Annotated in this window: 22 protein-coding genes and 1 pseudogene; 9 read left to right on the forward strand and 14 right to left on the reverse strand. The window is 66.0% G+C overall.

The genetic code is table 11. The annotated features are described in order from the left end of the window. Positions 1-158: 158 nt before the first annotated feature. The 11 genes from sugE to WS68_RS02470 form a co-directional block, all read right to left on the reverse strand. Entirely contained in the window at positions 159-479 is a 321-nt protein-coding gene (gene sugE, locus WS68_RS02415; protein WP_059569281.1) for a quaternary ammonium compound efflux SMR transporter SugE, read from the reverse strand. A 162-nt stretch (positions 480-641) separates the two neighbouring features. Beyond that, complete coding sequence (locus tag WS68_RS02420) at positions 642-938, reverse strand: putative hemolysin (protein ID WP_059569282.1); 297 nt, start codon at positions 936-938, stop codon at positions 642-644. A gap of 83 nt (positions 939-1,021) precedes the next feature. Next, positions 1,022-1,723: a two-component system response regulator KdpE gene (gene kdpE, locus WS68_RS02425; RefSeq protein ID WP_059569283.1), complete on the reverse strand. Its 702-nt coding sequence runs from the start codon at positions 1,721-1,723 to the stop codon at positions 1,022-1,024. Then, positions 1,716-4,610, reverse strand: a complete 2,895-nt coding sequence (locus tag WS68_RS02430; RefSeq protein WP_082709769.1) for a DUF4118 domain-containing protein — start codon at positions 4,608-4,610, stop codon at positions 1,716-1,718. The genes kdpE and WS68_RS02430 overlap by 8 nt, the downstream gene beginning before the upstream one ends. A gap of 229 nt (positions 4,611-4,839) precedes the next feature. Further along, on the reverse strand, positions 4,840-5,430 hold the full coding sequence (kdpC, locus tag WS68_RS02435; protein ID WP_059569284.1) for a potassium-transporting ATPase subunit KdpC: 591 nt from the start codon (positions 5,428-5,430) through the stop codon (positions 4,840-4,842). A gap of 25 nt (positions 5,431-5,455) precedes the next feature. Continuing rightward, positions 5,456-7,588: a potassium-transporting ATPase subunit KdpB gene (gene kdpB / locus WS68_RS02440; RefSeq protein ID WP_059569285.1), complete on the reverse strand. Its 2,133-nt coding sequence runs from the start codon at positions 7,586-7,588 to the stop codon at positions 5,456-5,458. A 73-nt stretch (positions 7,589-7,661) separates the two neighbouring features. Then, a complete protein-coding gene (kdpA, locus tag WS68_RS02445) occupies positions 7,662-9,470 on the reverse strand; it encodes a potassium-transporting ATPase subunit KdpA (RefSeq protein WP_059569286.1) in 1,809 nt (602 codons plus the stop codon). Beyond that, positions 9,467-9,559 (reverse strand): K(+)-transporting ATPase subunit F, encoded by a 93-nt coding sequence (gene kdpF / locus WS68_RS02450; RefSeq protein WP_059513110.1) that lies wholly within the window; start codon positions 9,557-9,559, stop codon positions 9,467-9,469. The genes kdpA and kdpF overlap by 4 nt, the downstream gene beginning before the upstream one ends. Before the next feature lie 281 nt (positions 9,560-9,840). Next, positions 9,841-10,815: a quinone oxidoreductase family protein gene (locus tag WS68_RS02460; RefSeq protein WP_059569287.1), complete on the reverse strand. Its 975-nt coding sequence runs from the start codon at positions 10,813-10,815 to the stop codon at positions 9,841-9,843. Between the two features lie 372 nt (positions 10,816-11,187). After that, a complete protein-coding gene (locus tag WS68_RS02465) occupies positions 11,188-11,580 on the reverse strand; it encodes a methylglyoxal synthase (RefSeq protein ID WP_059569288.1) in 393 nt (130 codons plus the stop codon). 65 nt (positions 11,581-11,645) lie between these two features. Beyond that, complete coding sequence (locus WS68_RS02470) at positions 11,646-12,425, reverse strand: SDR family oxidoreductase (protein ID WP_059569289.1); 780 nt, start codon at positions 12,423-12,425, stop codon at positions 11,646-11,648. A 172-nt stretch (positions 12,426-12,597) separates the two neighbouring features. On the opposite strand from WS68_RS02470, the gene upp reads away from it, so the two are divergent. The 9 genes from upp (at position 12,598) to rng (ending at position 20,986) form a co-directional block, all read left to right on the forward strand. Next, the gene (upp, locus tag WS68_RS02475) at positions 12,598-13,248 is read left to right on the forward strand and encodes a uracil phosphoribosyltransferase (protein WP_059513099.1); all 651 of its coding nucleotides are present in this window, start codon (positions 12,598-12,600) and stop codon (positions 13,246-13,248) included. 501 nt (positions 13,249-13,749) lie between these two features. Beyond that, a complete protein-coding gene (locus WS68_RS02485) occupies positions 13,750-14,478 on the forward strand; it encodes a YebC/PmpR family DNA-binding transcriptional regulator (RefSeq protein WP_059569290.1) in 729 nt (242 codons plus the stop codon). A 130-nt stretch (positions 14,479-14,608) separates the two neighbouring features. Further along, positions 14,609-15,886: a phosphoribosylamine--glycine ligase gene (gene purD, locus WS68_RS02490; protein ID WP_059569291.1), complete on the forward strand. Its 1,278-nt coding sequence runs from the start codon at positions 14,609-14,611 to the stop codon at positions 15,884-15,886. A gap of 240 nt (positions 15,887-16,126) precedes the next feature. Continuing rightward, positions 16,127-17,050 carry an oxygen-dependent coproporphyrinogen oxidase gene (hemF, locus tag WS68_RS02495; RefSeq protein WP_059569292.1) on the forward strand — a complete coding sequence of 308 codons (924 nt, stop codon included), beginning with the start codon at positions 16,127-16,129 and terminating at the stop codon, positions 17,048-17,050. Further along, positions 17,047-17,796: a nicotinate-nucleotide adenylyltransferase gene (locus WS68_RS02500; RefSeq protein WP_059569293.1), complete on the forward strand. Its 750-nt coding sequence runs from the start codon at positions 17,047-17,049 to the stop codon at positions 17,794-17,796. The genes hemF and WS68_RS02500 overlap by 4 nt, the downstream gene beginning before the upstream one ends. A 3-nt stretch (positions 17,797-17,799) precedes the next feature. Next, positions 17,800-18,273 carry a ribosome silencing factor gene (rsfS, locus tag WS68_RS02505; RefSeq protein WP_059569294.1) on the forward strand — a complete coding sequence of 158 codons (474 nt, stop codon included), beginning with the start codon at positions 17,800-17,802 and terminating at the stop codon, positions 18,271-18,273. A gap of 85 nt (positions 18,274-18,358) precedes the next feature. Continuing rightward, positions 18,359-18,829 (forward strand): 23S rRNA (pseudouridine(1915)-N(3))-methyltransferase RlmH, encoded by a 471-nt coding sequence (gene rlmH, locus WS68_RS02510; RefSeq protein ID WP_059569295.1) that lies wholly within the window; start codon positions 18,359-18,361, stop codon positions 18,827-18,829. A gap of 50 nt (positions 18,830-18,879) precedes the next feature. Continuing rightward, positions 18,880-19,509 carry a Maf family protein gene (locus WS68_RS02515; protein ID WP_059569296.1) on the forward strand — a complete coding sequence of 210 codons (630 nt, stop codon included), beginning with the start codon at positions 18,880-18,882 and terminating at the stop codon, positions 19,507-19,509. Between the two features lie 7 nt (positions 19,510-19,516). Next, on the forward strand, positions 19,517-20,986 hold the full coding sequence (rng, locus tag WS68_RS02520; protein ID WP_059569297.1) for a ribonuclease G: 1,470 nt from the start codon (positions 19,517-19,519) through the stop codon (positions 20,984-20,986). Here rng and WS68_RS25600 read toward each other — a convergent pair. From WS68_RS25600 to WS68_RS27180, 3 genes and pseudogenes are all read right to left on the reverse strand, one after another. Next, a pseudogene (locus tag WS68_RS25600) lies at positions 20,986-21,169 on the reverse strand (MOSC domain-containing protein); the annotation flags it as partial. The gene rng and the pseudogene WS68_RS25600 sit on opposite strands and share 1 nt — an antisense overlap. 382 nt (positions 21,170-21,551) lie before the next feature. Then, entirely contained in the window at positions 21,552-23,708 is a 2,157-nt protein-coding gene (locus tag WS68_RS02525; protein WP_059569298.1) for a hypothetical protein, read from the reverse strand. An 822-nt stretch (positions 23,709-24,530) separates the two neighbouring features. Continuing rightward, positions 24,531-24,842 carry a hypothetical protein gene (locus WS68_RS27180; RefSeq protein WP_156429316.1) on the reverse strand — a complete coding sequence of 104 codons (312 nt, stop codon included), beginning with the start codon at positions 24,840-24,842 and terminating at the stop codon, positions 24,531-24,533. Positions 24,843-24,863: the final 21 nt, after the last annotated feature.

The raw sequence follows: 24,863 nt of genomic DNA on the forward strand, positions 1-24,863 counted from the left end.
GCCCGGTGCCGGGCGGATCGGTCGATCGCCGCGGCGGTCCCGTCCGTTCGCTCGCGGCAGCGGGACATCGTCCGATGAATACCGCTCCATTATAGACGCGCGATACGCCGCCGCCGCGGCGCGTCAACCGGACAAACCGCGCCGCGCGGCCGCGGCGCTCAGCCGCCCGACGTCAGCTTCAGGCCGATCAGCCCGACGAGAATCAGCGCGGCGCTCGCGACGCGCGCCAACGTCACCGCCTCGCCGAGCATCACGATCCCGAACACGAACGCGCCGAGTGCGCCGATGCCCGTCCACACCGCATAAGCGGTGCCGAGCGGCAGCTCGCGCATCGCGACGGCGAGCAGCCCGAAGCTGCCGAGTGCGGTGACGATCGTGAAAACGGAAGGGCCGACGCGCGTGAAGCCTTCGGACGATTTGAGACCCGCCGCCCACGCGACTTCGAGCAGGCCGGCAATACAAAGCCACAACCAGGGCATGATGAGACGCTCCGCAAACCGATGGGGTCGTCCCCGTTGAATGTCGGCGGCCGGGGTCTGCGCACGCAGACAAAAGGCCAGGCTTGCGTGGGCCGCCCGCCCGGGGCCGTCCCCGGGCGGAGTCGATTATAACGAAACGCTTACGATACGGCCGGCCGCCCCTTACTTCGACGCGGGCTTCGCGCTGCGCGCCGCGATCGGCCAGCCTCGCGCGTCGAGCGGCACGCACCGGCCGTCGCGGTACAGCACCCATTCGTCGCACTCGCGGCCGTCCTTGAATACGCAAACGCCGTACTGGCCGTGCGCGCTGTCGTGAATCGCCACCTTGCCGCCGAGCTTCTCGCAATGAACCGATGCCGGATTCGCATGCGCGGCATCAGGCGCAGCCGGCTGCGGCTGCGCGAACGCCGGCGCGATGCCCGCGATCCACGCGAGGCGGCGCAATGAACGAGCGAACATGGCGGACCTCCTATCGGAATTGCCGAGTGTTCAGCATAGGCAAAAATCGGCGCAATGGCGCCCGGCGCGCTTGCCCCGCCGAGTCAGCCCCCGACACCGACGAGCCGATAACCGACCCCCGTCTCGGTGATGATGTGCTGCGGCTGCGCCGGATCGGTCTCGAGCTTCTGCCGAAGATGCGCCATGTAGATCCGCAAATAGTGATGGCTCTCGACATGCGACGGCCCCCATACGTCGCGCAGCAATTGCCGGTGCGTCAGCACGCGCCCCGCGTGGCGCACGAGCGTCGCAAGCAGCCGGTATTCGAGCGGCGTCAGATGGACGACCTCGCCCGCGCGCCACACGCGGCGCAGCGCGAGATCGACGCTCACGTCGCCGAAGCTCACCTGCGGCGTCTCGGCCGCGCCGCCTTGGTTGCGCCGCCGCAAATGCGCGCGTATCCGCGCGAGCAGCTCGGATACGCCGAACGGCTTGGTCAGGTAATCGTCGGCACCGGCGTCCAGCGCGGCCACCTTCTCCTCTTCGTGCGTGCGCGCCGACAGCACGATCACCGGCATTTCGGACCAGCCGCGCAGCTCGCGGATCACGTCCAGGCCGTCGCCGTCGGGCAGCCCGAGATCGACGATCGCGAGATCGGGCTTGCGCGTCGCCGCTTCGATCAGCCCCTGGCGGCCGGTCTCGGCGTCGAACACCGCGATTCCCTCTTCCTCGAGCGCGGTGCGCACGAAACGGCGGATTTGCTTTTCGTCTTCGATCAGAACGACAGTGATGGTCGGTTCACTCATGGGTATGCGGATGATCCGGAGAAACAGGCGCGGGCTCGGCGGCGCGGGATGCGGCCGCCGCGTCGGCGTCGGCGTCGGCGTCGGCAGCGTCGAGAGTACCGTCGTCCGCCGCGCCCGGCGCGGGCGGCGGCGCCTCGACGGGCAACGTAAACCAAAAGCGCGCGCCTTCGACCGCGCGCTCGGGCGAAAGCCGGTTGAGCGCGCCGATTTTACCGCCGTGCGCTTCGACGATCGCACGGCAAATCGCCAAGCCGAGTCCGATGCCGGGCTTGGCCGATTCCTTCTCGCCGCGCGTGAATTTCTCGAAGATCCGCGCCTCCATGCCTGCCGGCAGGCCAGGCCCGCGATCGTCGACGCACACGCGCACGAACGGCGCGCCATCATCGACAATGCGCTCGGCGCTGATCTCGATCGGCGTATCGGGCGGTGCGTACTTCGCGGCGTTCTCGAACAGGTTCGCGAACAGCCGCTCCATCAGCACCGCGTCCATCTGCAGCAGCGGCAGATCGGCCGGCAGCCGCACCTGCGCCGGATGGCGCGCCAGCACCCGCTTGCACGCGGCGAGCGCCGCGCCCACCGTCTCCTCGAGCAGCGACCACTGGCGCTTCAGTTGCAGGCTGCCCGCCTGCAACCGCGCCATGTCGAGCAGATTCGTGACGATTCCGGTCATGCGCAGCGCCTCGTCGTGGATCGATTCGACCAGCTCGTCCTCGCGCTCGCCCGCGTGGCCGGCGCCGCGCGCGGCCGCCGCACGCGCGTTCACGAGCATCGACGACAGCCCGACGATCGCCGTGAGCGGCGTGCGCAGATCATGCGAGATCGCCGACAGCAGCGAGTTGCGCAACCGCTCGGATTCCATATTGACGAGCGCGTCGCGCGCGATGTCGACATAGTGGACGCGTTCGAGCGCGAGCGCGATCTGCGCGGCGAATGCATCGAGCATGCGCTGCTGCTCCGGCACTTCGAGCTCGCGCGGATCTTTCGTGACGACGGCGAGCACGCCGCGCGTGCGCATCGGCGCCTTCAGCGGCAGATAGCGCGCGGCCGCGGCAGGCAGCGTGTCAGTGCCGTGGCCCGCGGGCTTTTGCTGGTCGTACACCCACTGACCGACGTCGACATCGAGCGCGCCGCCCGCGAGCGTTACTGCTTCGTCGGGGTTTTCGAGCTTCTGGCGGACCTTGTCCGCGCTGTCGGGCAGCAGCACCGCGACGCGCGCGCGAAACACCTCGGACACGTGGCGGCTGCCGATCTCGACGATCTGCTCGGTGGTGAGCGCCGCACCCAGCTCGCGCGCCATCGCATACATCGCGCCCGTGCGCCGCTCGCGGCGCTGCGCGATCTGCGCGCCGCGCGTAAGGCTCGACGTCAGATGGCTGATCACGAGCGACGTCAGCAGCATCCCGAAGAAGGTCAGCAGATATTGCGTATCGGATACCGAGAACGACATCCGCGGCGGCACGAAAAAGAAATCGAACGCGGCAACCGACAGGAACGACAGCAGCACGCCCGGCCCGCGCCCGAGGCGCACCGCCGAAAACACCACGCCGAGCAAATACAGCATCACGAGATTGGTCAGATCGAGACTGCCGTGCAGCAGATTCGCGACGCCGGTGACCGCCGCGCAGATCACCGCCGCGTATGCGTAGTTGCGCGGCGGCGAACGGCCGTCGATGACGGTGGACAGCGCGTCACGCCACGCGCGCGCGGCGGGATCGAGCATCGGGCGCGCGGCTTCGCCCGATGCGCCGCCGCCCGCGTGCGCGCGGATCAGCATCAGATCGATGTCGCCCGCGCGCTCGGCCAGCTCCTCGCCGAACGGGCGCGCAAGACGCCGCATCAGCCCCGTCTTCGACGAGCCGCCCGCGACGATCTTCGATGCATTGCGCACCTGCGCATAGCCGATCAGCGCGGCAACGGCGTCGGCGCCCGTGAGCGTCGCCGTCTGCGCGCCCAGTTCGGCCGCGAGCTTCAGCGCGTTCAACGTGCGCTGGCGCAGCGTGTCCGGCAGCCGCGCGAGGCGCGGCGTTTCGACGTATACCGCGAGCCAGTCCGCCTTCAGGCTCGCGGCAAGCCGCGCGGCCGCGCGCACGAGCGTCGGCGCCTCGGGGCCGGGGCCGACGCAGACGAGCAGCCGCTCGCGCGCCTGCCAGATCCGCTGGATCGAGCGGTCGGCGCGGTATTCACGCATCTGCGCGTCGACGCGATCGGCCGTGCGGCGCAGCGCCAGCTCGCGCAGCGCGATCAGATTGCCCTTGCGGAAAAAATTGCGCACCGCGCGCTCGGCCTGCTGCGCGATATAGACCTTGCCGTCGCGCAGCCGGCTCAACAGTTCCTCGGCGGGAAGATCGACGAGCGTGACTTCGTCGGCGGCGTCGAACACGCGATCGGGCACGGTCTCCCACACGCGGATGCCGGTAATCGCACCGACCACGTCGTTCAAGCTTTCCAGATGCTGGACGTTGACGGTCGTATAGACGTCGATGCCGGCATCGAGCAGTTCGTACACGTCCTGCCAGCGCTTCAAGTGCCGCGCGCCCGGCACGTTCGAATGCGCGAGCTCGTCGACCAGCACGAGCTGCGGCTTGCGCGCGAGCGCCGCATCGAGATCGAACTCGCCGATCGCGCGGCCGCGATAGACAATCTGCGCGAGCGGCAGCACGTCCAGGCCGTCGACGAGCGCGGCCGTCTCGCGGCGCCCGTGCGTCTCAACGATGCCGACCAGCACGTCGACGCCGTCTTGCCGGCGCGCACGCGCGGCTTGCAGCATCGCATAGGTCTTGCCGACGCCCGCCGACGCGCCGAAGAAGATCTTCAGCTTGCCGCGCTGCTGCTTTTCCTCTTCTCGCTGGATCTTGTCGAGAAGTTCATCGGGATCGGGGCGGTTCATGCGAGGCGGAAATTTCCGTAGCGCGGCGGACATTGAACCATTGTCGTTCCAAAACGCAAAAAAGGGAAAGGACGGCGCGAACACGCCGTCCTGACGTCATCGGACATGACGGAAGCGGCCGGTTCAGCCGTCCCTTCAATGGCCGACTGAGTGGCCGACCGAGCGGTCAACTCAGTGGCCAACCCAGCGGCCGGCGCGCCGCGAACGATGCGCGCGCCGCCCGCGCCGGTCAGTGCGCCGCCTGAGCGGCTTGAGCGGCGTCCAGCGCGAGGTTCAGCTTCAGCACATTCACGCGCGCCTCGCCGAGCACGCCGAACTGCCGGCCTGCGGTATGGTCGGCCACGAGCCGCCGCACGTCGGCTTCCCGCAGATGGCGCGCCTTCGCGACGCGCGCCACTTGGTAGTCGGCCGCGGCCGGGCTGATCTGCGGATCGAGGCCGCTGCCCGACGCCGTCACGAGATCGACGGGCACGGGCTTGGACAGATCGGTGCCGGCGGCCTTCAGCGCGTCGAGGCGCCCTTTCACCTGATCCTCCAGCGACGGGTTGAGCGGCCCCAGGTTCGAGCCGCCCGAATTGGCCGCGTTGTACGGCATCGGGCCCGTCGCCGACAAGCGGCCCCAGAAGTACTGCGGCGCGTCGAATTGCTGACCGATCAGCGCGGAGCCGACCACGCGGCCGTTCTTCTCGATCAGGCTGCCGTTCGCCTGCGACGCAAACACGGCCTGGCCGAAAGCCGTCATCACGGCCGGATACGCGAGCCCGGTCACGGCGCTCAGCACGGCGAACACGACGATGAGCGGACGAAACAATGATTTCATGGCGATATCCCTTTGAATTCCGACTTCAAACCCAGCCCAACGCGGCGAGCGCGACGTCGATCAGCTTGATGCCGACGAACGGCACGAGAATCCCGCCGAGGCCGTAGACCAGCAGGTTGCGGCGCAGCAGTGTCGCGGCGCCGAGCGGCCGGTATCTGACGCCCTTGAGCGCGAGCGGAATCAGCAGCACGATGATCAACGCGTTGAAGATCACCGCCGACATGATCGCCGACGCGGGCGTGGCCAGATGCATCACGTTCAGCGCGTTCAATTGCGGGTAGGTCGTCGCGAACGCGGCCGGGATGATCGCGAAGTACTTAGCGATGTCGTTGGCGATCGAGAACGTGGTCAGCGAGCCGCGCGTCATCAGCATCTGCTTGCCGATCTCGACGATCTCGATCAGCTTGGTCGGGTTCGAATCGAGGTCGACCATGTTGCCCGCCTCCTTCGCCGCCTGCGTGCCGGTGTTCATCGCGACCGCGACGTCGGCCTGCGCGAGCGCGGGCGCATCGTTGGTGCCGTCGCCCGTCATCGCGACCAGCCGCCCGGCCGACTGATGCTCGCGGATCGTCGCGAGCTTGGTCTCGGGCGTGGCCTCGGCGAGGAAATCGTCGACGCCCGCCTCGGCCGCGATCGCCGCTGCCGTCAGCCGGTTGTCGCCCGTCACCATCACGGTCTTGATGCCCATCTTGCGCAGCTCGGCAAAGCGCTCCTTGATGCCGCCCTTCACGATGTCCTTCAGCTCGATCACGCCGAGCACGCGCGCGGTGCGCGTAAGCGTCGCCACTGCGTCGCCCGCCGCCGCGTGCTCGCCGGCCGCGCGCTGCATCTCGGCGACCACGAGCGGCGTGCTGCCGCGCCGCGAGATGTCCGTCACCGCGCTCGTCACGTCGGCCGGAAAGCGCCCGCCGTGCGCCTCGACGTATTTCCTCACCGCGTCGGCCGCGCCCTTTCTGATTTCGCGGCCGGGCAGATCGACACCGCTCATGCGCGTCTGCGCGGAGAACGACAGGAACGTCGCGTGCAGCGCGCCCATGTCGCGCTGACGGATGTTGAAGCGCTCCTTCGCGAGCACGACGATGCTGCGGCCTTCGGGCGTCTCGTCGGCCAGCGACGAGAGCTGCGCGGCGTCGGCGAGCGCCTCCTCGGACACGCCCGGCGCGGGCACGAACGCCGACGCCTGACGGTTGCCGAGCGTGATCGTGCCGGTCTTGTCGAGCAGCAGCACGTCGACGTCGCCCGCGGCCTCGACCGCGCGGCCCGACGTCGCGATCACGTTCGCCTGCATCATCCGGCTCATCCCGGCCACGCCGATCGCGGACAGCAAACCGCCGATCGTCGTCGGAATCAGGCACACGAGCAGCGCGACGAGCGCGGTGATCGTCACCACGTGGCCCGCCTTCATCGCTGCCACCGAGAACATCGAGAACGGCAGCAGCGTCGCGGTGGCGAGCAGCATCACGATCGTCAGCGCGACGAGCAGGATCGTCAGCGCGATCTCGTTCGGCGTTTTCTTGCGCTTCGCGCCTTCGACCATCGCAATCATCCGGTCGAGGAACGCCTCGCCGGGATTGGCCGTCACCCGCACGACGATCCAGTCGGACAGCACGCGCGTGCCGCCCGTCACTGACGAAAAGTCCCCGCCCGATTCGCGGATCACCGGCGCGGATTCACCGGTGATCGCCGATTCGTCGACCGATGCGACGCCTTCGATCACCTCGCCGTCGGCCGGAATCGTGTCGCCCGTCTCGACGAGCACGATGTCGCCGCGGCGCAGGTCGCTCGCGGTCGTGATCCGCACCGACGCGTTCGGATTCGGCGCGGCGAGCTTCTTCGCGATCACGTCCCGCTTCGCGCTGCGCAGCGAAGCGGCCTGCGCCTTCGAACGCCCTTCGGCAAGCGCCTCGGCGAAGTTCGCGAACAGCACGGTGAACCACAGCCACAGCGACACCGCGAGAATGAACCCCGCGGGCGCTTCGGCCTGCCCCATCAGCGCGGCCGCCCACAGGATCGTGGTCAGGATGCTGCCGGCATACACACAGAACATCACCGGGTTGCGCAACTGCGTGCGCGGCGTGAGTTTCTTGAATGAATCGACGATCGCCGGGCGCACGAGCGCCGGGTCGAACATCGATCGCGTAGCGGAATGTTGAGTCATTGCGATCCTCAAACGCGCGGGTCCGGTTGTGGCGGACGCCGCGCCAAAATCCTCTTGTTTGCGCCGCGCACGCTCATCGCGCGCCGGCGAACATCATCAGCTGCTCGACGCCGGGGCCGAGCGCGAGCGCCGGCACGTAGGTCAGCGCGCCGACCAGCAGCACCGTGCCGAGCAACAGCACGACGAACAACGGCCCGTGCGTCGGCAGCGTGCCGGCCGTCGCGGCAATCCGCTTCTTCGCGGCGAGCGAGCCCGCGATCGCGAGCACCGGTACGATCGTGCCGAAGCGGCCGAACCACATCGCGATCGCCGTCAGCCAGTTGTAGAACGGCGTGCCGACCGACAGGCCCGCGAACGCGCTGCCATTGTTGTTCGCGGCCGAGCTGAGCGCGTACAGCACTTCCGAGAAGCCATGCGGGCCAGGATTGGCGATACCGGCGCGGCCCGCGACGGCAAGCACGGCGATCGACGTGCCGACCAGCACGAGCAGCGGCGTGAGCAGCACGACGATCGACACCATCTTCATCTCATACGATTCGATCTTCTTGCCGACATATTCGGGCGTGCGGCCGATCATCAGGCCCGCGACGAACACCGCGAGCAGCGCGAACACGAGCATCCCGTAGAGGCCGGAACCGACGCCGCCGAAGATCACCTCGCCCAATTGCATCAGCAGCATCGGCACGAGGCCGCCGACGGGCGTGAGCGAATCGTGCATCGCGTTGACCGCGCCGCACGACGCGGCCGTCGTCGCGACGACAAAGAGGCTCGTCTGCGCGATCCCGAAGCGAGTTTCCTTGCCTTCCATATTGCCGCCCGCCTGCTGCGCGCCCGCCGCCTGATCGACGTTGAGCGCCGCGAGCGCGGGCGTGCCCGCCTGCTCGGCGCCCGCCTCGACGCCGATCGCGGCCGCGAACGCGATCGTCATCGCCGCGAGCACCGCGAAACCCTGCTTGCGATCGCCGATCACGTGGCCGAACACGAGACAGAGCGCGGCAGGAATGATCAGGATCGCGAACATCTCCACGAAATTCGAGAACGGCGTCGGGTTTTCGAACGGATGCGTGGAATTGCCGTTGAAGAAGCCGCCGCCGTTGGTGCCGAGCATCTTGATCGCTTCCTGCGACGCCACCGGGCCCATCGCGAGCGTCTGCGACTTCGCCTGCGTCGGCACGCTCACCGGATTGCCCTGCGCGTCCTTGACCGGATTGCCCTGCGCGTCGAGCTTCGGCGCGGCGTAGGTGGTGGCCTGCAACGTCGGCACCTCCTGGTACGCCTTCAGGTTCTGAATCACGCCCTGGCTCATCAGAAGCGCGGCGATGATCGCCGCCATCGGCACCAACACGTACAGCGTCACGCGTGTCACGTCGACCCAGAAATTGCCGATTGTCTGCGCGCTGTGCCGCGCGAAGCCGCGAATCAGCGCGATCACGACGACGATGCCGGTCGCAGCCGACAGGAAGTTCTGCACGGTCAGGCCGAGCATCTGCGCGAGATAGCTGACGGTCTGCTCGGGCGCGTAATCCTGCCAGTTCGTGTTCGTGACGAACGACACGGCGGTATTGAACGCGCCGTCGGCCGTCATCGCGCCGAAGCCCTGCGGATTGCCCGGCAGCAGCCCCTGCACGCGCAGCAGCGCGTAAAGGAACAACACGCCGAGCACGTTGAACGCGATCGTCGCGATCGCATACTGCTTCCAGCCCATCTCCGCGGCCGGATCGACGCCCGCGAGCCGGTACAGCACGCGCTCGAGCGGGCCGAACACCCGCACGAGCGCCGACGAGCCGTCCATCACGCGCGTCAGGTAACGAGCGACCGGCACGGCCGCCGCCAATAAAACGGCGATGAACAGCGCCGCCTGCAGCCCATTGTTCGCGTTCATTCGATATCCTCCGCGCGCAGCAGCGCATAGACGAGATACGCGAACAGCAACGCGCTCGAGATCCCCGCCAGCCACAGCATCCAGCTCATGAGCGCCCCCCGCGACCGTATTGCGCAAGCTTTTCGCAACCGGCGATCAGCCCGAAGATCAGCACCGCGAAAAGTGCGAGACCCCCTATGTACACCGCATCCATTTCTTGTTTCTCCGTGCTCCAGATATAACCGGTCACACGTTAGAGGAATGCGCGTAAAGGGCGGGTCAAAGATTTCGAGATGGGTGTAAAAAACCCGTAAACGCAGACGGGGCGCGTGGCCTGCGGCCCGCGCCCCGTCGCTGGTTCGGCCCGGACTGGCGGCCGCCGGACGCTGCCCTAAGGGAGCAGAACCGTCGATCCCGTGGTGCGGCGCGCCTCGAGATCGCGATGTGCATCGGCCGCGCGCTCGAGCGCGTAACGCTGGCGGATACTCGTCTTCACGCGGCCCGAGGCGATCACGTCGAACAGCTCCGCCGCGCTGCGCTCGAGATCGTCGCGCTTCGCGATATACGAGAACAGCGTCGGCCGCGTGAAGAACAGCGAGCCGCGCGACGAAAATTCCTTCGAATCGATCAGCGGAAGCGGCCCCGACGCATTGCCGAAGCTGACGAACAGCCCGAGCGGGGCAACGCAGTCGAGCGAGCCGACGTAGGTGTCATGGCCAATCGAATCGTAGACGACGGGCACGCCCGCGCCGTTCGTGATCGCCTTCACGCGCTCGGCAAAGTTCTCGCGCGTGTAGACAATCGGATGGTCGCAGCCGTGCGCGGCCGCGAGTTCGGCCTTCTCGTCGGAGCCGACGGTGCCGATCACCGTCGCGCCGAGCGCCTTCGCCCATTGGCAGACGAGCAGGCCAACGCCGCCCGCCGCCGCGTGGATCAGGATCGTGTCGCCCGCCTTCACCGGATACGTGCGGCGCAACAAGTATTGCGCGGTCAGCCCTTGCAGCATCACCGACGCCGCGTCGTCGTAGCCGATCGCATCCGGCAGCTTGACGAGCTTGTCGGCGCTCAGCACGCGCTCCTGCGCATACGCGCCCGGCGGCTGCGTGACATACGCGACGCGATCGCCCGGCTTGAATCCCGCCACGCCGTCGCCGACGGCCGTCACCTCACCCGCTGCTTCCATTCCCAGCCCGCCCGGCAGCGGCTGCGGATACAAGCCGGTGCGGAAATAGACGTCGATGTAGTTGAGGCCGACCGCGTGCTGGCGGATACGAACCTCGCCCGGCCGCGGATCGCCGACGTCGACGTCGACCCACTTCATGACCTCCGGGCCGCCCGGCTGGTCGTATCGAATGGCTTTCGGCATGCTGTGCTCCTCTGTCGATCGGTGTATTGACGAATGCGACGGCCGGCGCGTGGCGAGGCAACCGCACTGCGCTGCATCGCAGCGCGCCGCACGATTATTGCGCGCGCCGCGTGTTCTTGCATCGCCCTGATTGCGTCAGGGATAACGGGAACAAGAGAGACGCGGCACCGGGCCGGCATGGCGCGATGCGATGCGATTGGATGCGGCGGCGCGGAGACGGGCGCTGTGATGTGATGCGGCGCGCCGCGATGCGGCAAAACACCGCCATACAGCCCGGCCATGCGGACGCACGCGGCATCGCAGCGGCTGCAATGCAATACGCCGCGCGCCACCTCGGCAAAACGCGGCGCAAAGCATCCGCCCCGCCAGCCGTCAGCCAGGCGTTCGCAGCCTGCGCGCCAACTCCGCGAGCAGCACGCGCGCGGTCGCGGCATTGGTTGCGCACGGCACGTCATGGACGTCGCAGGCCCGCACGAGCGCGGTGATATCCGGATCGTGCGGCTGCGCGGTCATCGGATCGCGCAGGAAGATCACGATGTCGACCTGCCCGTCGGCGAGTTCCGCACCGATCTGCAAATCGCCGCCGAGCGGCCCGGAACGCTTGCGCTCGACCTCAAGCCCGTGCGCGGCCGCGATCCGGCCGCCCGTCGTGCCGGTCGCGACGAGCCGGCATTGCGCGAGCGTGTCGCGGTATTCGCCCGCGAGCGCGACGATGTCGTCCTTCTTCGCGTCATGCGCGATCAGCGCGATGCGAGGTGTGCTCATCTCCAATCCTTCGGGTATTGCTTCGTTGCCATGTGCAATCGCCACGGCGCAACGCGGCGCCGGCGTCAGAACGTGCCGGGATACGCGCCGCCGTCGATCAGCCAGTTCTGCCCGGTGATGTAGCCCGCGTGCGCGCTGCACAGAAACGCGCACGCGGCGCCGAACTCGTCGGGCGTGCCGAGCCGCCGCGCGGGAATCTCGCTCGTGCGCCGCGCGCGCACCTCGTCGAGCGTCTTGCCGCTCGCTTTCGCCGCGGCGGCGAGCGTTGTCGCGATCCGGTCGGTATCGAAAAAGCCAGGCAGCAGGTTGTTGATCGTCACGTTGTGCTCGGCAACTTTGCGCGCGAGCCCCGCGACGAAGCCCGTCAGCCCCGAGCGCGCGCCGTTCGACAGTGCGAGCACGTCGATCGGCGCCTTCACCGCCGAACTCGTGATGTTGACGATGCGCCCGAAGCGGCGCGCGATCATCCCGTCGACGCTCGCGCGAATCAGCTCGATCGGCGTGAGCATGTTCGCGTCGAGCGCGCGAAGCCAGTCGTCGCGCGAGAAATCGCGAAAATCGCCGGGCGGCGGACCGCCCGCGTTCGTCACGAGGATATCGGGCTGCGGGCACGCGGCGAGCGCGGCCGCGCGGCCTTCGGGCGTCGTGATGTCGCACGCGACGGCCGTCACGTGCACGCCCGTTTTCGCGCGAATCTCGGCCGCGGTCGCGTCGAGCGTAGCCGCGGTCCGCGCGACGATCACAAGCTTCACGCCCTCGGCCGCAAGCGCCTGCGCGCACCCGCGTCCGAGCCCCTTGCTGGCCGCGCATACGAGCGCGGTCCGTCCTGCGATGCCGAAATCCATTGAATGGGCTCCTTGCCGACGTTTGACGAAAATCCGATGCAATCGGTGCCATCTGATGGCCAAACGCCGATAATATCCGGATCGCGCGGGCTCATTTCGGTAAACTTGCGGCTGTTTCGCGCGAGCGCCCAACCGGCCCGCGCGCCCCGGAATCCCCTTGAGCGCCGCCTTCATGAAACAGGACAGCCGTTTCCCGAATCTTTTCATCCTCGATCACCCGCTGATCCAGCACAAACTCACGCACATGCGCGACAAGGACACGTCGACGCGCACGTTCCGCGAGCTGCTGCGCGAAATCACGCTGCTGATGGGCTACGAGATCACCCGCAACCTGCCGATCACGACCAAGCGGGTCGAAACGCCGCTCGTCGAGATCGACGCGCCGGTGATCGCCGGCAAGAAGCTCGCGATCGTGCCGGTGCTGCGCGCGGGCGTCGGCATGTCGGACGGCCTGCTCGAGCTGATCCCGTCCGCGCGGGTCGGCCACATCGGCGTGTACCGCGCGGACGATCATCGCCCCGTCGAGTATCTGGTGCGGCTGCCGGACCTGGAAGACCGGATCTTCATCCTGTGCGACCCGATGGTGGCCACGGGCTACTCGGCCGCGCACGCGGTCGACGTGCTCAAGCGCCGCGGCGTGCCGGGCGAGCGGATCTCGTTTGTCGCGCTCGTCGCCGCGCCGGAGGGCGTGCAGGTGTTCCAGGACGCGCATCCGGACGTGAAGCTGTACGTCGCGTCGCTCGATTCGCATCTGAACGCCGACGCGTACATCATCCCCGGCCTGGGCGACGCGGGCGACCGCCTGTTCGGCACGAAAAACTGACCGCGGCCGGCACGCGCGGCACCTCGGCCACGCTCGCGCCGGTCACGCGCGTCTCAAGCGTCTCAAGCGTCTCAAGCGTCTCAAGCGGTGCAAGCCACCGCCCCCCAGCGCAGCCCGCTTCGCCGCGCAAAGGCAGCCGGCCTTCGCCCCGGCTTTGCGCACCGCGATCGTCATGGCACGGGCATCGGGCATCGGGCGTCGGGCGTCGGGCGTCGGGCATCGGGCGTCGGGCATCGGGCATCGGGCATCGGGCATCGGGCATCGGGCATCGGGCGTCGGGCGCTGAGCATCGGGCGCCAAGCACCAACGCGCCACGCGCTCGCGCAGCGCCGCCGTCAAAGCGGCAAGCGCCGCGTGATAAAATTTCGTTTTACTCGACGACGCGCGGCCCGCTCGATCTCGAAGCAGGCACTCGCCGCGCTTCGCGCGGCCGCCGACTCTCAACGACAGACACTTGGTTAAGCGCCGGCGCGCAACGCGCGCGGGCGAACGGAGAAAAGCATGGCTGGTCACTCGAAATGGGCCAACATCAAGCATAAAAAAGCAGCGGCCGACGCGAAGCGCGGCAAGATCTGGACGCGCCTCATCAAGGAAATCCAGGTGGCCGCGCGCCTGGGCGGCGGCGATCCTGGCTCGAACCCGCGCCTGCGTCTGGCGGTGGACAAAGCGGCCGACGCGAACATGCCGAAGGACAACGTCAAGCGCGCGATCGATCGCGGCGTCGGAGGCGCGGACGGCGCGAACTACGAGGAAATCCGCTACGAAGGCTACGGCATCGGCGGCGCGGCGATCATCGTCGACACGCTCACCGACAACCGCACCCGCACCGTCGCGGAAGTGCGCCACGCGTTCTCGAAATTCGGCGGCAACATGGGCACCGACGGCTCGGTCGCGTTCATGTTCGATCACGTCGGCCAGTTCCTGTTCGCGCCGGGCACGCCGGAGGAAAAGCTGATGGAAGCCGCGCTCGAGGCGGGCGCGAACGACGTCAACACGAACGACGACGGCTCGATCGAAGTGCTGAGCGACTGGCAGGAATTCTCGAAGGTGAAGGACGCGCTCGAAGCGGCGGGCTTCAAGGCGGAACTCGCCGAAGGCACGATGAAGCCGCAAAACGAAGTCGAATTCACCGGCGACGACGCCGTCAAGATGCAAAAGCTCCTCGACGCGCTCGAAAATCTCGATGACGTGCAGGAGGTCTACACCAACGCCGTGATCGTCGAGGCATAACGATGCCGCGCGGCCGCCCTTTCGCTGCGACCAGACGAAAGGCGGCCGCAGCCGTTTTTCGCAGCCGGCACGCGCATCGCGCGCCGGCCGCGCAAGCGGCCGCCCTATTTTCTAGTCTGCGGGGAATCCCATGAAATTACTCGTCGTCGGCTCCGGCGGCCGCGAACACGCGCTCGCCTGGAAGCTCGCCCAGTCGCCGCGCGTCCAGCTCGTCTACGTTGCGCCCGGCAACGGCGGCACCGCGCAGGACGAGCGCCTGAAGAACGTCGATCTGACTTCGCTCGACGATCTCGCCGATTTCGCCGAAGCCGAGCAGGTCGCGTTCACGCTGGTCGGCCCGGAAGCGCCGCTTGCCGCGGGCATCGTCAACCACTTCCGCTCGCGCGGCCTGAAGATCTTCGGCCCGACGAAGGAAGCCGCCCAGCTCGAAAGCTCGAAGGACTTCGCGAAGGCGTTCATGAAGCGCCACGGCATCCCCACGGCCGACTACGAAACGTTCACCGACGCGGCCGCCGCGCACGCATACATCGACGCGAAGGGCGCGCCGATCGTCGTGAAGGCCGACGGGCTCGCGGCCGGCAAGGGCGTCGTCGTCGCGACGACGCTGGACGAGGCGCATGCGGCCGTCGACATGATGCTGTCCGGCAACCAGCTCGGCGAAGCGGGCGCGCGCGTCGTGATCGAGGAATTCCTCGACGGCGAGGAAGCGACCTTCATCGTGATGGTCGACGGCAAGCACGCACTCGCGCTTGCCTCGAGCCAGGATCACAAGCGCCTGCTCGACGGCGACCGCGGCCCGAACACGGGCGGCATGGGCGCGTATTCGCCGGCGCCGATCGTCACGCCGCAAATGCATGCGCGCGTGATGCGCGAGATCATCATGCCGACCGTGCGCGGCATGGAGAACGACGGCATCCGCTTCACGGGCTTCCTGTACGCGGGCCTGATGATCGACCGCGACGGCAATCCGCGCACGCTTGAATTCAATTGCCGGATGGGCGACCCGGAGACACAGCCGATCATGTCGCGCCTGAAGAGCGATTTCTCGAAGGTCGTCGAGCAGGCGATCGCGGGCACGCTCGATACGGTCGAGCTTGACTGGGACCGGCGCACCGCGCTCGGCGTCGTGCTCGCCGCGCACGGCTATCCGAACGCGCCGAAAAAAGGCGACCGGATCAACGGCATCCCGGATGAAAACGCGCACGCGGTGACGTTCCATGCAGGCACGACGTTCGACGGCGACAAGCTCGTCACGTCGGGCGGCCGCGTGCTGTGCGTGGTGGGCCTCGCCGATTCGGTGCGCGGCGCGCAGCAGGCCGCATACGAAACGATCAACCAGATTCACTTCGAGGGCATGCAGTACCGCCGCGACATCGGCCACCGCGCGCTGAACCGCAAGCCGTGCTGAGCAATGCGCGCGCACGCCGGGCGTGTCGCGCGCCTGAAGCCTGCCCGCCGGCGGGCCGCGCCGCGGGCCGCATGCACGCCGCGCTGCGGCCCGCACGCCAGCCTGCCGTTGCGTTGCCCGCCGTTTGCCGTTACGCCGCACCGCGCCGCCGCTACGGACCGCTCCCGCACCGGGCGCTAAAATACCCGACAAGAAGCTATTTTTAGCGGCGTCCGCACGACGGAAGCCGCCTCTCATCCAATGACCGATTCGAACTACGACGTCAACCGTGTACGCGCGTATCTGCAAGGCTTGCAGACGCGCATCGCCGACGCGCTCGGCGCTTTCGACGGCACCGCGCTGTCCACCGACGCGTGGCGGCGCGGCCCCGGCGAGCGGCTGCGCGGCGGCGGCACGACGCGCATCCTCGAGGACGGCGGCTTCTTCGAGCGTGCGGGCATCGGCTTTTCCGACGTCGCGGGCGACGCGTTGCCGCCGTCGGCGAGCGCCGCGCGCCCGCAACTCGCCGGACGCGGCTTCGAGGCGCTCGGGGTGTCGCTCGTGCTGCACCCGCGCAATCCGCACTGCCCGACCGTGCACATGAACGTGCGGATGCTGATCGCGACGAAGCCGGGCGAGGAGCCGGTATTCTGGTTCGGCGGCGGCATGGACCTGACGCCGGTTTACGGCTACGAGGAGGACGCGCGGCATTTCCACCAGACCTGCCGCGCGGCGCTCGATCCGTTCGGCGCCGAGCTGTATCCGCGCTTCAAGAAATGGTGCGACGATTACTTTTATCTGAAGCACCGCGGCGAGGCGCGCGGCGTCGGCGGCATCTTCTTCGACGATTTCTCCGAGCCGGGCTTCGAGCGCGCGTTCGACCTGCTGCAAAGCGTCGGCAACGCGTTCCTGCCCGCGTATCTGCCGATCATCGAGCGCCGCCGCGACACGCGTTACGGCGAGCGCGAACGCGCATTCCAGGCGTACCGGCGCGGCCGCTACGTCGAATTCAACCTGGTGTTCGACCGCGGCACGCTGTTCGGCCTGCAAAGCGGCGGGCGCACCGAGTCGATTCTGCTGTCGATGCCGCCGACGGCAAACTGGCGCTACGATTGGCACCCCGAGCCGGGCACGCCGGAGGCGCGCCTCTACAGCGATTTTCTCGTACCGCGCGACTGGGCATGAACCGCTTCGCCGCCAGCCGCGACACCCGCGCCCAAGGACACGCGCGCCCCCCCGCCCCCCGCCTCGCCCCGCTGCCGCGCCGCATCGGCATTCTGGGCGGTACGTTCGATCCGATTCACGACGGACATCTCGCGCTCGCGCGCCGCTTCGCCGACGTGCTGCGGCTCACCGAACTCGTGCTGATGCCGGCGGGCCAGCCGTATCAGAAACAGGGCGTGTCGGCGGCCGGGCACCGGCTCGCGATGGCGCGCGCGGCGGCCGGCTCGCTCACGCTGCCGGGCGTGGCCGTATCGGTGGCGACCGACGAGATCGAGCACGCCGGCCCGACCTACACCGTCGAGACGCTCGCGCGCTGGCGCGCGCGTCTGGGCCCCAATGTGTCGCTGTCGCTGCTGATCGGCGCCGATCAGCTCGTGCGGCTCGACACGTGGCGCGACTGGCTGCGCCTGTTCGAGTTCGCGCACGTGTGCGCGGCGACGCGGCCGGGCTTCGATTTCGCCGCCGCGCCGCCCGCTGTCACCGCCGAGATCGCGCGCCGGCAAGCGAGCGCCGCCACGCTGCAGGCAACGCCCGCCGGCTGCCTGCTGATCGACACGGCGCTCGCGCTCGATGTCGCCGCCACCGATATCCGCGCGCACCTGCGCGAATGCATCGCGCGCCGCGCGCAGGTGCCCGACGCATCCGCCGAACACGTGCCCGCCGCCGTGTGGGCCTATATTCTTCAACATCGTCTCTACCATCCCTGACTCATGGATATCCGCAAACTCCAGCGCGTGATCGTCGACGCCCTCGAAGACGTCAAGGCGCAAGACATCAAAGTGTTCAACACGAGCCACCTGACCGAACTGTTCGACCGCGTGATCGTCGCATCCGGTACATCGAACCGCCAGACCAAGGCGCTTGCGTCGAACGTGCGCGACAAAGTCAAGGAAGCCGGCGGCGACGTCGTCAGCTCCGAAGGCGAGGACACGGGCGAATGGGTGCTCGTCGATTGCGGCGACGCGGTCGTCCATATCCTTCAGCCGGCGCTGCGCCAGTACTACAACCTCGAGGAAATTTGGGGCGACAAGCCGGTGCGCATGAAGCTCGGCGGCCCGGCCCCCCACGCGCGCGGCGCGAGCGCCGACGACGAAGCCGACGTGGACGACGATGAGGCCGACGAGCGCGGCGCCCCGCCGGCGCCCGTGCGCGCGCCGCGCAGGAGCGCCGTGCGGCGCCGCTGACGCGGCGCGGGCACGGCGTCGGCACCGTGCCGCGCGATCGTCTGCCTGCATTGCTTTCGCCCTCCTTTCAGCCTCTTCGCTCTTCATGAAACTGCATATCGTCGCGGTCGGCCACAAGATGCCGGACTGGATCGCGGCCGGCTTCGACGAATACGCGAAGCGCATGCCGCCCGAATTGCGCATCGAGCTGCGCGAAGTCAAGCCCGAGCTGCGCTCGGGCTCGCGCAGCGCCGACAGCGTGATGGCCGCCGAAAAGCAACGCATCGATGCTGCGCTGCCAAAAAACGCACGTGTCGTCGCGCTGGACGAACGCGGCCGCGACTGGACCACGATGCAGCTTGCGCAGGCGCTGCCCGCGTGGCAGCAGGACGGCCGCGACGTCGCGTTCGTGATCGGCGGCGCGGATGGCCTCGATGCGCAACTGAAGTCGCGCGCCGAACTGCTGCTGCGCGTCTCGAGCCTCACGCTGCCGCACGGCATGGTGCGCGTCCTGCTCGCCGAGCAGCTTTACCGCGCGTGGAGCATCACGCAGAATCATCCCTATCACCGTGCATGAGCGGGCGTCGTCCCGACGCGTCGCGCATGCGCTCGATAACACCAAGAACCATGCCCGAGCACGCTCCCCCACCCTACCTGTTCATTTACCTCGCATCGCAAAGCCCCCGGCGCCGCGAATTGCTCGATCAGCTCGGCGTGCGCCACGAACTGCTGCTGCCGCGCGCCGACGAGGACGCCGAAGCGCTCGAGGCCGAGCAGCCCGGCGAGGCGCCCGATCATTACGTGCTGCGCGTGTGCGTCGCGAAGGCGCACGCGGCGCGCGCGCGGCTCGTCGCGAGCGGCAAGCCGGCCGCGCCCGTGCTCGTCGCCGATACGACCGTGACGATCGACGGCGCGATTCTCGGCAAGCCCGACGACGCCGCGCACGCGCTCGCGATGCTCACGCGCCTTGCCGGGCGCACGCATCAGGTGCTGACCGCCGTGGCCGTGATCGACGCCGCAGGCGAACTGATGCCGCCCGCGCTGTCGCGCTCCGAGGTCTGCTTCGCCCCGGCAAACGCCGCCGCGCTCGAGCGCTACGTCGAAAGCCGCGAGCCGTTCGGCAAGGCGGGCGCGTATGCGATCCAGGGGCGCGCGGCCGAATTCATCGAGCGAATCGACGGTTCTCATTCAGGTATCATGGGTCTGCCCCTCTTTGAGACTGCGACGCTGCTGCGCGCCGCGCGCGTCGCCTTCTAAATTCATCATGAACGAAGAAATCCTGATCAACGTCACGCCGCAGGAAACGCGGGTCGCGCTCGTCCAGCAAGGCGCGGTGCAGGAGCTTCACGTCGAGCGCACGATGTCGCGCGGGCGCGTCGGCAACATCTATCTCGGCAAGGTGGTGCGCGTGCTGCCCGGCATGCAGTCGGCATTCATCGACATCGGCCTCGAACGCGCGGCGTTCCTGCACGTCGCCGATATCTGGCAGCCGCGCCCGGCGGGCGACGTGCCGTCGAACGCGCCGCACCAGCCGATCGAGAAGATCGTGTTCGAGGGGCAGACGCTGATGGTTCAGGTGATCAAGGACCCGATCGGCACGAAAGGCGCGCGGCTGTCGACGCAGATCAGCATCGCGGGCCGCACGCTCGTTTATCTGCCGCAGGAGCCGCATATCGGCATCTCGCAGAAAATCGAAAGCGAGGTCGAGCGCGAAGCGGTGCGCGCGCGGCTCACCGCCGTGATCCCCAGCGAGGAAAAAGGCGGCTACATCGTGCGCACGATCGCCGAGGACGCAACCGGCGAAGAACTCGCCGCCGACGTCGCCTATCTGCGCAAGACCTGGGCGACGATCGTCGCGCAAGGGCAGCGGCTGCCCGCGACGAGCCTGCTGTATCAGGATCTCGACCTCGCGCAGCGCGTGCTGCGCGATTTCGCGAATGACGATACGACGCGCATCCAGATCGATTCGCGCGAGACGCACGAACGGCTCGCCGAGTTTGCCGCCGCGTTCACCCCGGCCGTGAGCGTCAAGCTGCACCACTACACTGGCGAGCGGCCGCTGTTCGACCTGTACAACATCGAGACCGAAATCCAGCGCGCGCTGTCGCGGCGCGTCGATCTAAAGTCGGGCGGCTATCTGATGATCGATCAGACCGAGGCGATGACCACCATCGACGTGAACACCGGCGGCTACGTCGGCGCGCGCAACTTCGACGACACGATCTTCAAGACGAACCTCGAAGCCGCGCACACGATCGCGCGGCAGCTTCGGCTGCGCAACCTCGGCGGAATCATCATCATCGATTTCATCGACATGGAAAACGCCGAGCATCGCGACGCCGTGCTCGCCGAGTTGAAGAAGGCGCTCGCGCGCGACCGCACGCGCGTAACGGTCAACGGCTTTTCGCAGCTCGGGCTCGTCGAGATGACCAGAAAGCGCACGCGCGAATCGCTCGCGCACGTGCTCTGCGAGCCATGCCCGGTGTGCCAGGGCAAGGGACAGGTGAAAACCGCGCGCACCATCTGCTACGACGTGCTGCGCGAAATCCTGCGCGAATCGCGGCAATTCAATCCGCGCGAGTTTCGCGTGATCGCGTCGCAGCAAGTGATCGATCTCTTTCTCGACGAGGAATCACAGCATCTCGCGATGCTGATCGATTTCATCGGCAAGCCGGTGTCGCTGCAGGTGGAGTCGAATCTGAGTCAGGAGCAGTACGACATCGTGCTGATGTAGGGCCCGCGGCCTGCGCGATTCCGCAACGCCGCGCCGCCGACGCCGAGCGTGAAGACGTCGCCCACGCACACATCGCGCTCGGTGATGCCCGGCGTCGACAGGTTTTCGCCAAAGGCGCCCGGCCGGGCAAGCACATCGCGCAGGGCCGATCTGCGCGGCCCATCGCGGATAGTGGTCGGACGCATCGTCGGCGCGACGCAGGCGGAGGTGCTGGTCGTGGTGAGCAATGACGAAGGTATGCACGACGACGGCTCGCGATAGCGCGCGGAGGAAGCACGGCGGAATATACGCGCTCGCGATACGCGTCGCGCGCGGGCGTCCAGCATCGGCAGTGCCGCGCAGCACGCGTCATCCGGGGTTCGATCAGTCAGCCACGTGTGCCGTGCTGCCGCCAAAACCGGCCCGATCGATGAAAGCGGCCCCGCTCGGCCGTAAGCATTACAACAATCATAAAAAAATAGCGCTGCGCGCGTGCCGTGAAGCGGCATCACGAAATTTCCGAACGCAACTCGGATAACCCGCGAAGCCGCTTTCCGCCCCAGAAACCGGGCCGGTACATGCGGATTCAATCTTCTTCAATATTGATGCCCATTTGAATATTGATGCCCGCTGTCTGCCAGCGCGTCTCCTCTGCCGCTTCTGGGCTGATATAGCCCTCCCCGTCCCTTTGCAGCGTGGCGCGCATTACTTTTTCTTCGCGGGAAATCATCGATTCGGTAATCGAGCCCCTCCTGGCTCTGAACCCCCTTGGCGCAATGCTGGCGTCGCTCGGGGGTAATGCTTCGGCAGGCGGCATGGGTTGCGTCACGGACGGCGGCACACGATAGCTTGGGCTTGGGCCTGGGTTCGCGCCCGGCACCAGGAATGGATAATAGGCTGATTCCGGCAATGGCTGGGTGAATCTCGGGTTCGACGACGGTTCATACGATGCCTTTCTCCGCGCATGGAACTGAATGGACTCGGCCTCTTTTTCAGCATTGGCCCTCTCCAGCCGCGCTTGGTTTTCGGTTCCGATTTGATAAAAAAGCGACAATAAAGCACTCGTTACTGATACAGCGTCATTCGCCGCTTTAGAACCCATTGGCCGTTCGTTTGCATGCGCCGGCGCTGATGTGTGCGCGCCATTCGAGGCCCGGCCCTCGGCGGGCGCATCGCGCTCCGCCGCGAATGCCGCATCACTGGGCGGCTGGTTGTTGGTAGGCAACGGGAACGGCAGCGGCCATGCGTCTTTCGTCTTTTTTTTCCGGACCTGATCCGCAGCCTCGTCTTTTTTATCCTTTACCGGGGCCTTATCGATTAAAAACTTTCTAAGCCTTTCTTTCCTGATCTGCCCAGCCGATTTTTCCTGCCGCCCGAGAAGTTTATTCACCAACCCATACCTCGCGCTTGCCGCCGCCTCTCTTTCAGTGGCATCCCTCTCCATTTCCCTATTTATTTCCTTCACGGCATTCAAATTATTCAATTCCACGCGCTCATGAAAATCCATAATTTTTTCATGGGCAGTTTCCGTAAGGATCGGATTATTCTCCAAGGCCTTCCGATATTCGTTCATCACTCTTTTTTCAAATTCGTGAATCGGTAAATTTTTTTGACGATCAGGCATACCACGGAATTCGAATAAAACAAGTCCGTTTTCCTCGTCAACGCCTACCGCCCCCATTCCATAGTCTTTCTGATCTTTATTGCCGTTGTGCAGCCGATAGCCCCGCGGCGGCGACATCAGATCTTTAATCAATTCGCCTTCACCGCGACCATTTATAATGGACGCAAACCAATCCTTGATCGTGCTGCCCCGCTGCTTACTCTGGCCGTCCAGCGTTTCATATTCCATCGCGAAGACGCATTGCTCCGGGTTCTCGCACCCCAAAGCCTTCATCATGAGGGGTACTGTTTCGCCTTCACCCGGAAGAAGCAGCTTGCGCATGACACTTCGATCGCCGTCGTCCAGCAGCTTCGAAAATATCGAGCAAAAGTCGCTGCGCGCCTCCATCCTGAATCTCACATGAATCGTGCTGCCGGACGGAACTGCTTTACGCGACTGCGCCCTGGCCAAGTACATATTCAGCAGACTGACAAACCCTTCCGCCTTTTTGCTCAAAACCAAACCATGATGTTTGAGAACATAGTTTCTTACGTTCTCCGTCATGGCTTTGATGCCTCTGAAACGCGGGTCAATCTCATCGAAATCTTTCTGTACTTTTTTATATTTCGATCCACCGGCGTAATACAAGGGATCGACTTCCTCGATCATTTCCGGCAGTTTCTCGAGACTAACACCCCACGTCGTTTGCAGGACGGCCGTCATTTCCGTTTTCTTGGTCTGCAGCACGGGCAAATCGCGGCATCCGGTAGGTTGCAACGTATTCTGCGCCCCCGGCTTTTTGATCCGCAGTTGGCAATCGGCCACCAGATCCACGTTCATACCTTCAACCAATTTCTTGAGCTGTACCTCGACCGATTCGCGTTCTCTTTTCTTGTTGAGTTCTAATCCGCTCTGGCGGATTTTATTGCAGACGGCAGCGATTTCCTTTACGACCTCCCGCACCTCGTCCTTGCTCGCCAATGGCACTGTCACGAACTCGAGATCGAGCCCCGCCCTTGTCTCGTCACATACCAATTTCCATTTCTTATCCTTGGACTCGAGTAAAACGTCATGCTGGCGAAGCGGCCGACCGTCTCCGGTATTGCCCTCTACCAAGACGCTGTCGATTTCGATTTCCACTCCAAATCCAGCGCGGATCGGTTCGCTTGGCACTGGCGCAGCAGATATTGGCGCGCGAATCGACGAAGCGCCCGGCGTGGACCACTCCTTTCGCGGTAGCCCATTGAGAGACGCGAGTCCGCCCATCTGCGGCCAGCTTGCGCGCCTGACCACCTTGGTTGTGCACGACTGCTTATTGCTCGGTGAATCCGGTTCTCCGGACGGATGACTCGAAAGTGCGCAGGAAGCGCCATTAATCGAGGAGCTTTGCTTAGGCATCAGTGCGCTCCTCAAAGATCAATACAGAAAAATGCCGATACGATTGCGCAATCCGTTGCCGGAGGACGCCTGTCGGCCGAAGCCTCTGGCTTACCGACCTGAAGTGCCGGGCCGTGCGACGAAGCTGGCTCGTCACATTCCGATAGATTATCGAACGAATTCATTTACGTCTCCATTATTGTTGCTGGTTGCAGGTCGTTTCGAGCGTCACGCCGATATTTACGAAGTAATGATCCCACTCTCGTACCCGCCCGCCGGTCTTAACGTCGTCCGGCGCGCAGGATGCCGTTACTTTTAACCGACATCCGAGTTATTTCATAGGTCGCCGCCATCGCCCATACGGAAAATGCACGAAATAATATCCATACAAACGAAATAATCCGGCGAACCACTGTTTTCAAATCCCTCCATCTAAATAAATTAAGCGCCATCTCAATCGGAATAAGGCACGTATTTTTTCGCACGGCCCGGCCGCTTCGCCGTCGTTTCGAGTACCGCGTAACACCGGCGCGGCAGGTCTCGCCCCCGACCGATCATTCGTCGCCCGCAGCATTCCGCAGCGAGTCAAATGAATATTTTTTCGAAAAATTCAGGGATTTCGCGATGTATTTTTAAATCAAACCGAGATCCGATTACGGCAATGAATGCCATATCGATAAAAAATATTCGATGCTTGAAAACAAGGTTTGATTTCAAATCCACAAGAAAAACCACACATATGCCCCAATAATTCGGGGCATCGCATATCGATGCGAAGTCCGCCATGCAGTCAACACCGCCGCCGCCCATGTCGCCGAAGCCGGCGCGAGCCCGGCGCCGTTCGCGCGGGCGACGCTGTGCCGCCCGGCACGCGTGACGCTTCGCGCCGCGGACCATCCTTCCTCCGTCCCCTCCAGC

It is taken from the genome of Burkholderia sp. TSV86 (assembly GCF_001522865.1).
In the GTDB taxonomy this organism is placed as follows: domain Bacteria; phylum Pseudomonadota; class Gammaproteobacteria; order Burkholderiales; family Burkholderiaceae; genus Burkholderia.

What these genes read in the sequence shown, in the direction of transcription:
- sugE (WP_059569281.1), bottom strand. Translation starts at nt 479, where the DNA reads ATGCCCTGGTTGTGGCTTTGTATTGCCGGCCTGCTCGAAGTCGCGTGG.
- WS68_RS02420 (WP_059569282.1), bottom strand. Translation starts at nt 938, where the DNA reads ATGTTCGCTCGTTCATTGCGCCGCCTCGCGTGGATCGCGGGCATCGCG.
- kdpE (WP_059569283.1), bottom strand. Translation starts at nt 1,723, where the DNA reads ATGAGTGAACCGACCATCACTGTCGTTCTGATCGAAGACGAAAAGCAA.
- WS68_RS02430 (WP_082709769.1), bottom strand. Translation starts at nt 4,610, where the DNA reads ATGAACCGCCCCGATCCCGATGAACTTCTCGACAAGATCCAGCGAGAA.
- kdpC (WP_059569284.1), bottom strand. Translation starts at nt 5,430, where the DNA reads ATGAAATCATTGTTTCGTCCGCTCATCGTCGTGTTCGCCGTGCTGAGC.
- kdpB (WP_059569285.1), bottom strand. Translation starts at nt 7,588, where the DNA reads ATGACTCAACATTCCGCTACGCGATCGATGTTCGACCCGGCGCTCGTG.
- kdpA (WP_059569286.1), bottom strand. Translation starts at nt 9,470, where the DNA reads ATGAACGCGAACAATGGGCTGCAGGCGGCGCTGTTCATCGCCGTTTTA.
- kdpF (WP_059513110.1), bottom strand. Translation starts at nt 9,559, where the DNA reads ATGAGCTGGATGCTGTGGCTGGCGGGGATCTCGAGCGCGTTGCTGTTC.
- WS68_RS02460 (WP_059569287.1), bottom strand. Translation starts at nt 10,815, where the DNA reads ATGCCGAAAGCCATTCGATACGACCAGCCGGGCGGCCCGGAGGTCATG.
- WS68_RS02465 (WP_059569288.1), bottom strand. Translation starts at nt 11,580, where the DNA reads ATGAGCACACCTCGCATCGCGCTGATCGCGCATGACGCGAAGAAGGAC.
- WS68_RS02470 (WP_059569289.1), bottom strand. Translation starts at nt 12,425, where the DNA reads ATGGATTTCGGCATCGCAGGACGGACCGCGCTCGTATGCGCGGCCAGC.
- upp (WP_059513099.1), top strand. Translation starts at nt 12,598, where the DNA reads ATGAAACAGGACAGCCGTTTCCCGAATCTTTTCATCCTCGATCACCCG.
- WS68_RS02485 (WP_059569290.1), top strand. Translation starts at nt 13,750, where the DNA reads ATGGCTGGTCACTCGAAATGGGCCAACATCAAGCATAAAAAAGCAGCG.
- purD (WP_059569291.1), top strand. Translation starts at nt 14,609, where the DNA reads ATGAAATTACTCGTCGTCGGCTCCGGCGGCCGCGAACACGCGCTCGCC.
- hemF (WP_059569292.1), top strand. Translation starts at nt 16,127, where the DNA reads ATGACCGATTCGAACTACGACGTCAACCGTGTACGCGCGTATCTGCAA.
- WS68_RS02500 (WP_059569293.1), top strand. Translation starts at nt 17,047, where the DNA reads ATGAACCGCTTCGCCGCCAGCCGCGACACCCGCGCCCAAGGACACGCG.
- rsfS (WP_059569294.1), top strand. Translation starts at nt 17,800, where the DNA reads ATGGATATCCGCAAACTCCAGCGCGTGATCGTCGACGCCCTCGAAGAC.
- rlmH (WP_059569295.1), top strand. Translation starts at nt 18,359, where the DNA reads ATGAAACTGCATATCGTCGCGGTCGGCCACAAGATGCCGGACTGGATC.
- WS68_RS02515 (WP_059569296.1), top strand. Translation starts at nt 18,880, where the DNA reads ATGCCCGAGCACGCTCCCCCACCCTACCTGTTCATTTACCTCGCATCG.
- rng (WP_059569297.1), top strand. Translation starts at nt 19,517, where the DNA reads ATGAACGAAGAAATCCTGATCAACGTCACGCCGCAGGAAACGCGGGTC.
- WS68_RS27180 (WP_156429316.1), bottom strand. Translation starts at nt 24,842, where the DNA reads ATGGTCCGCGGCGCGAAGCGTCACGCGTGCCGGGCGGCACAGCGTCGC.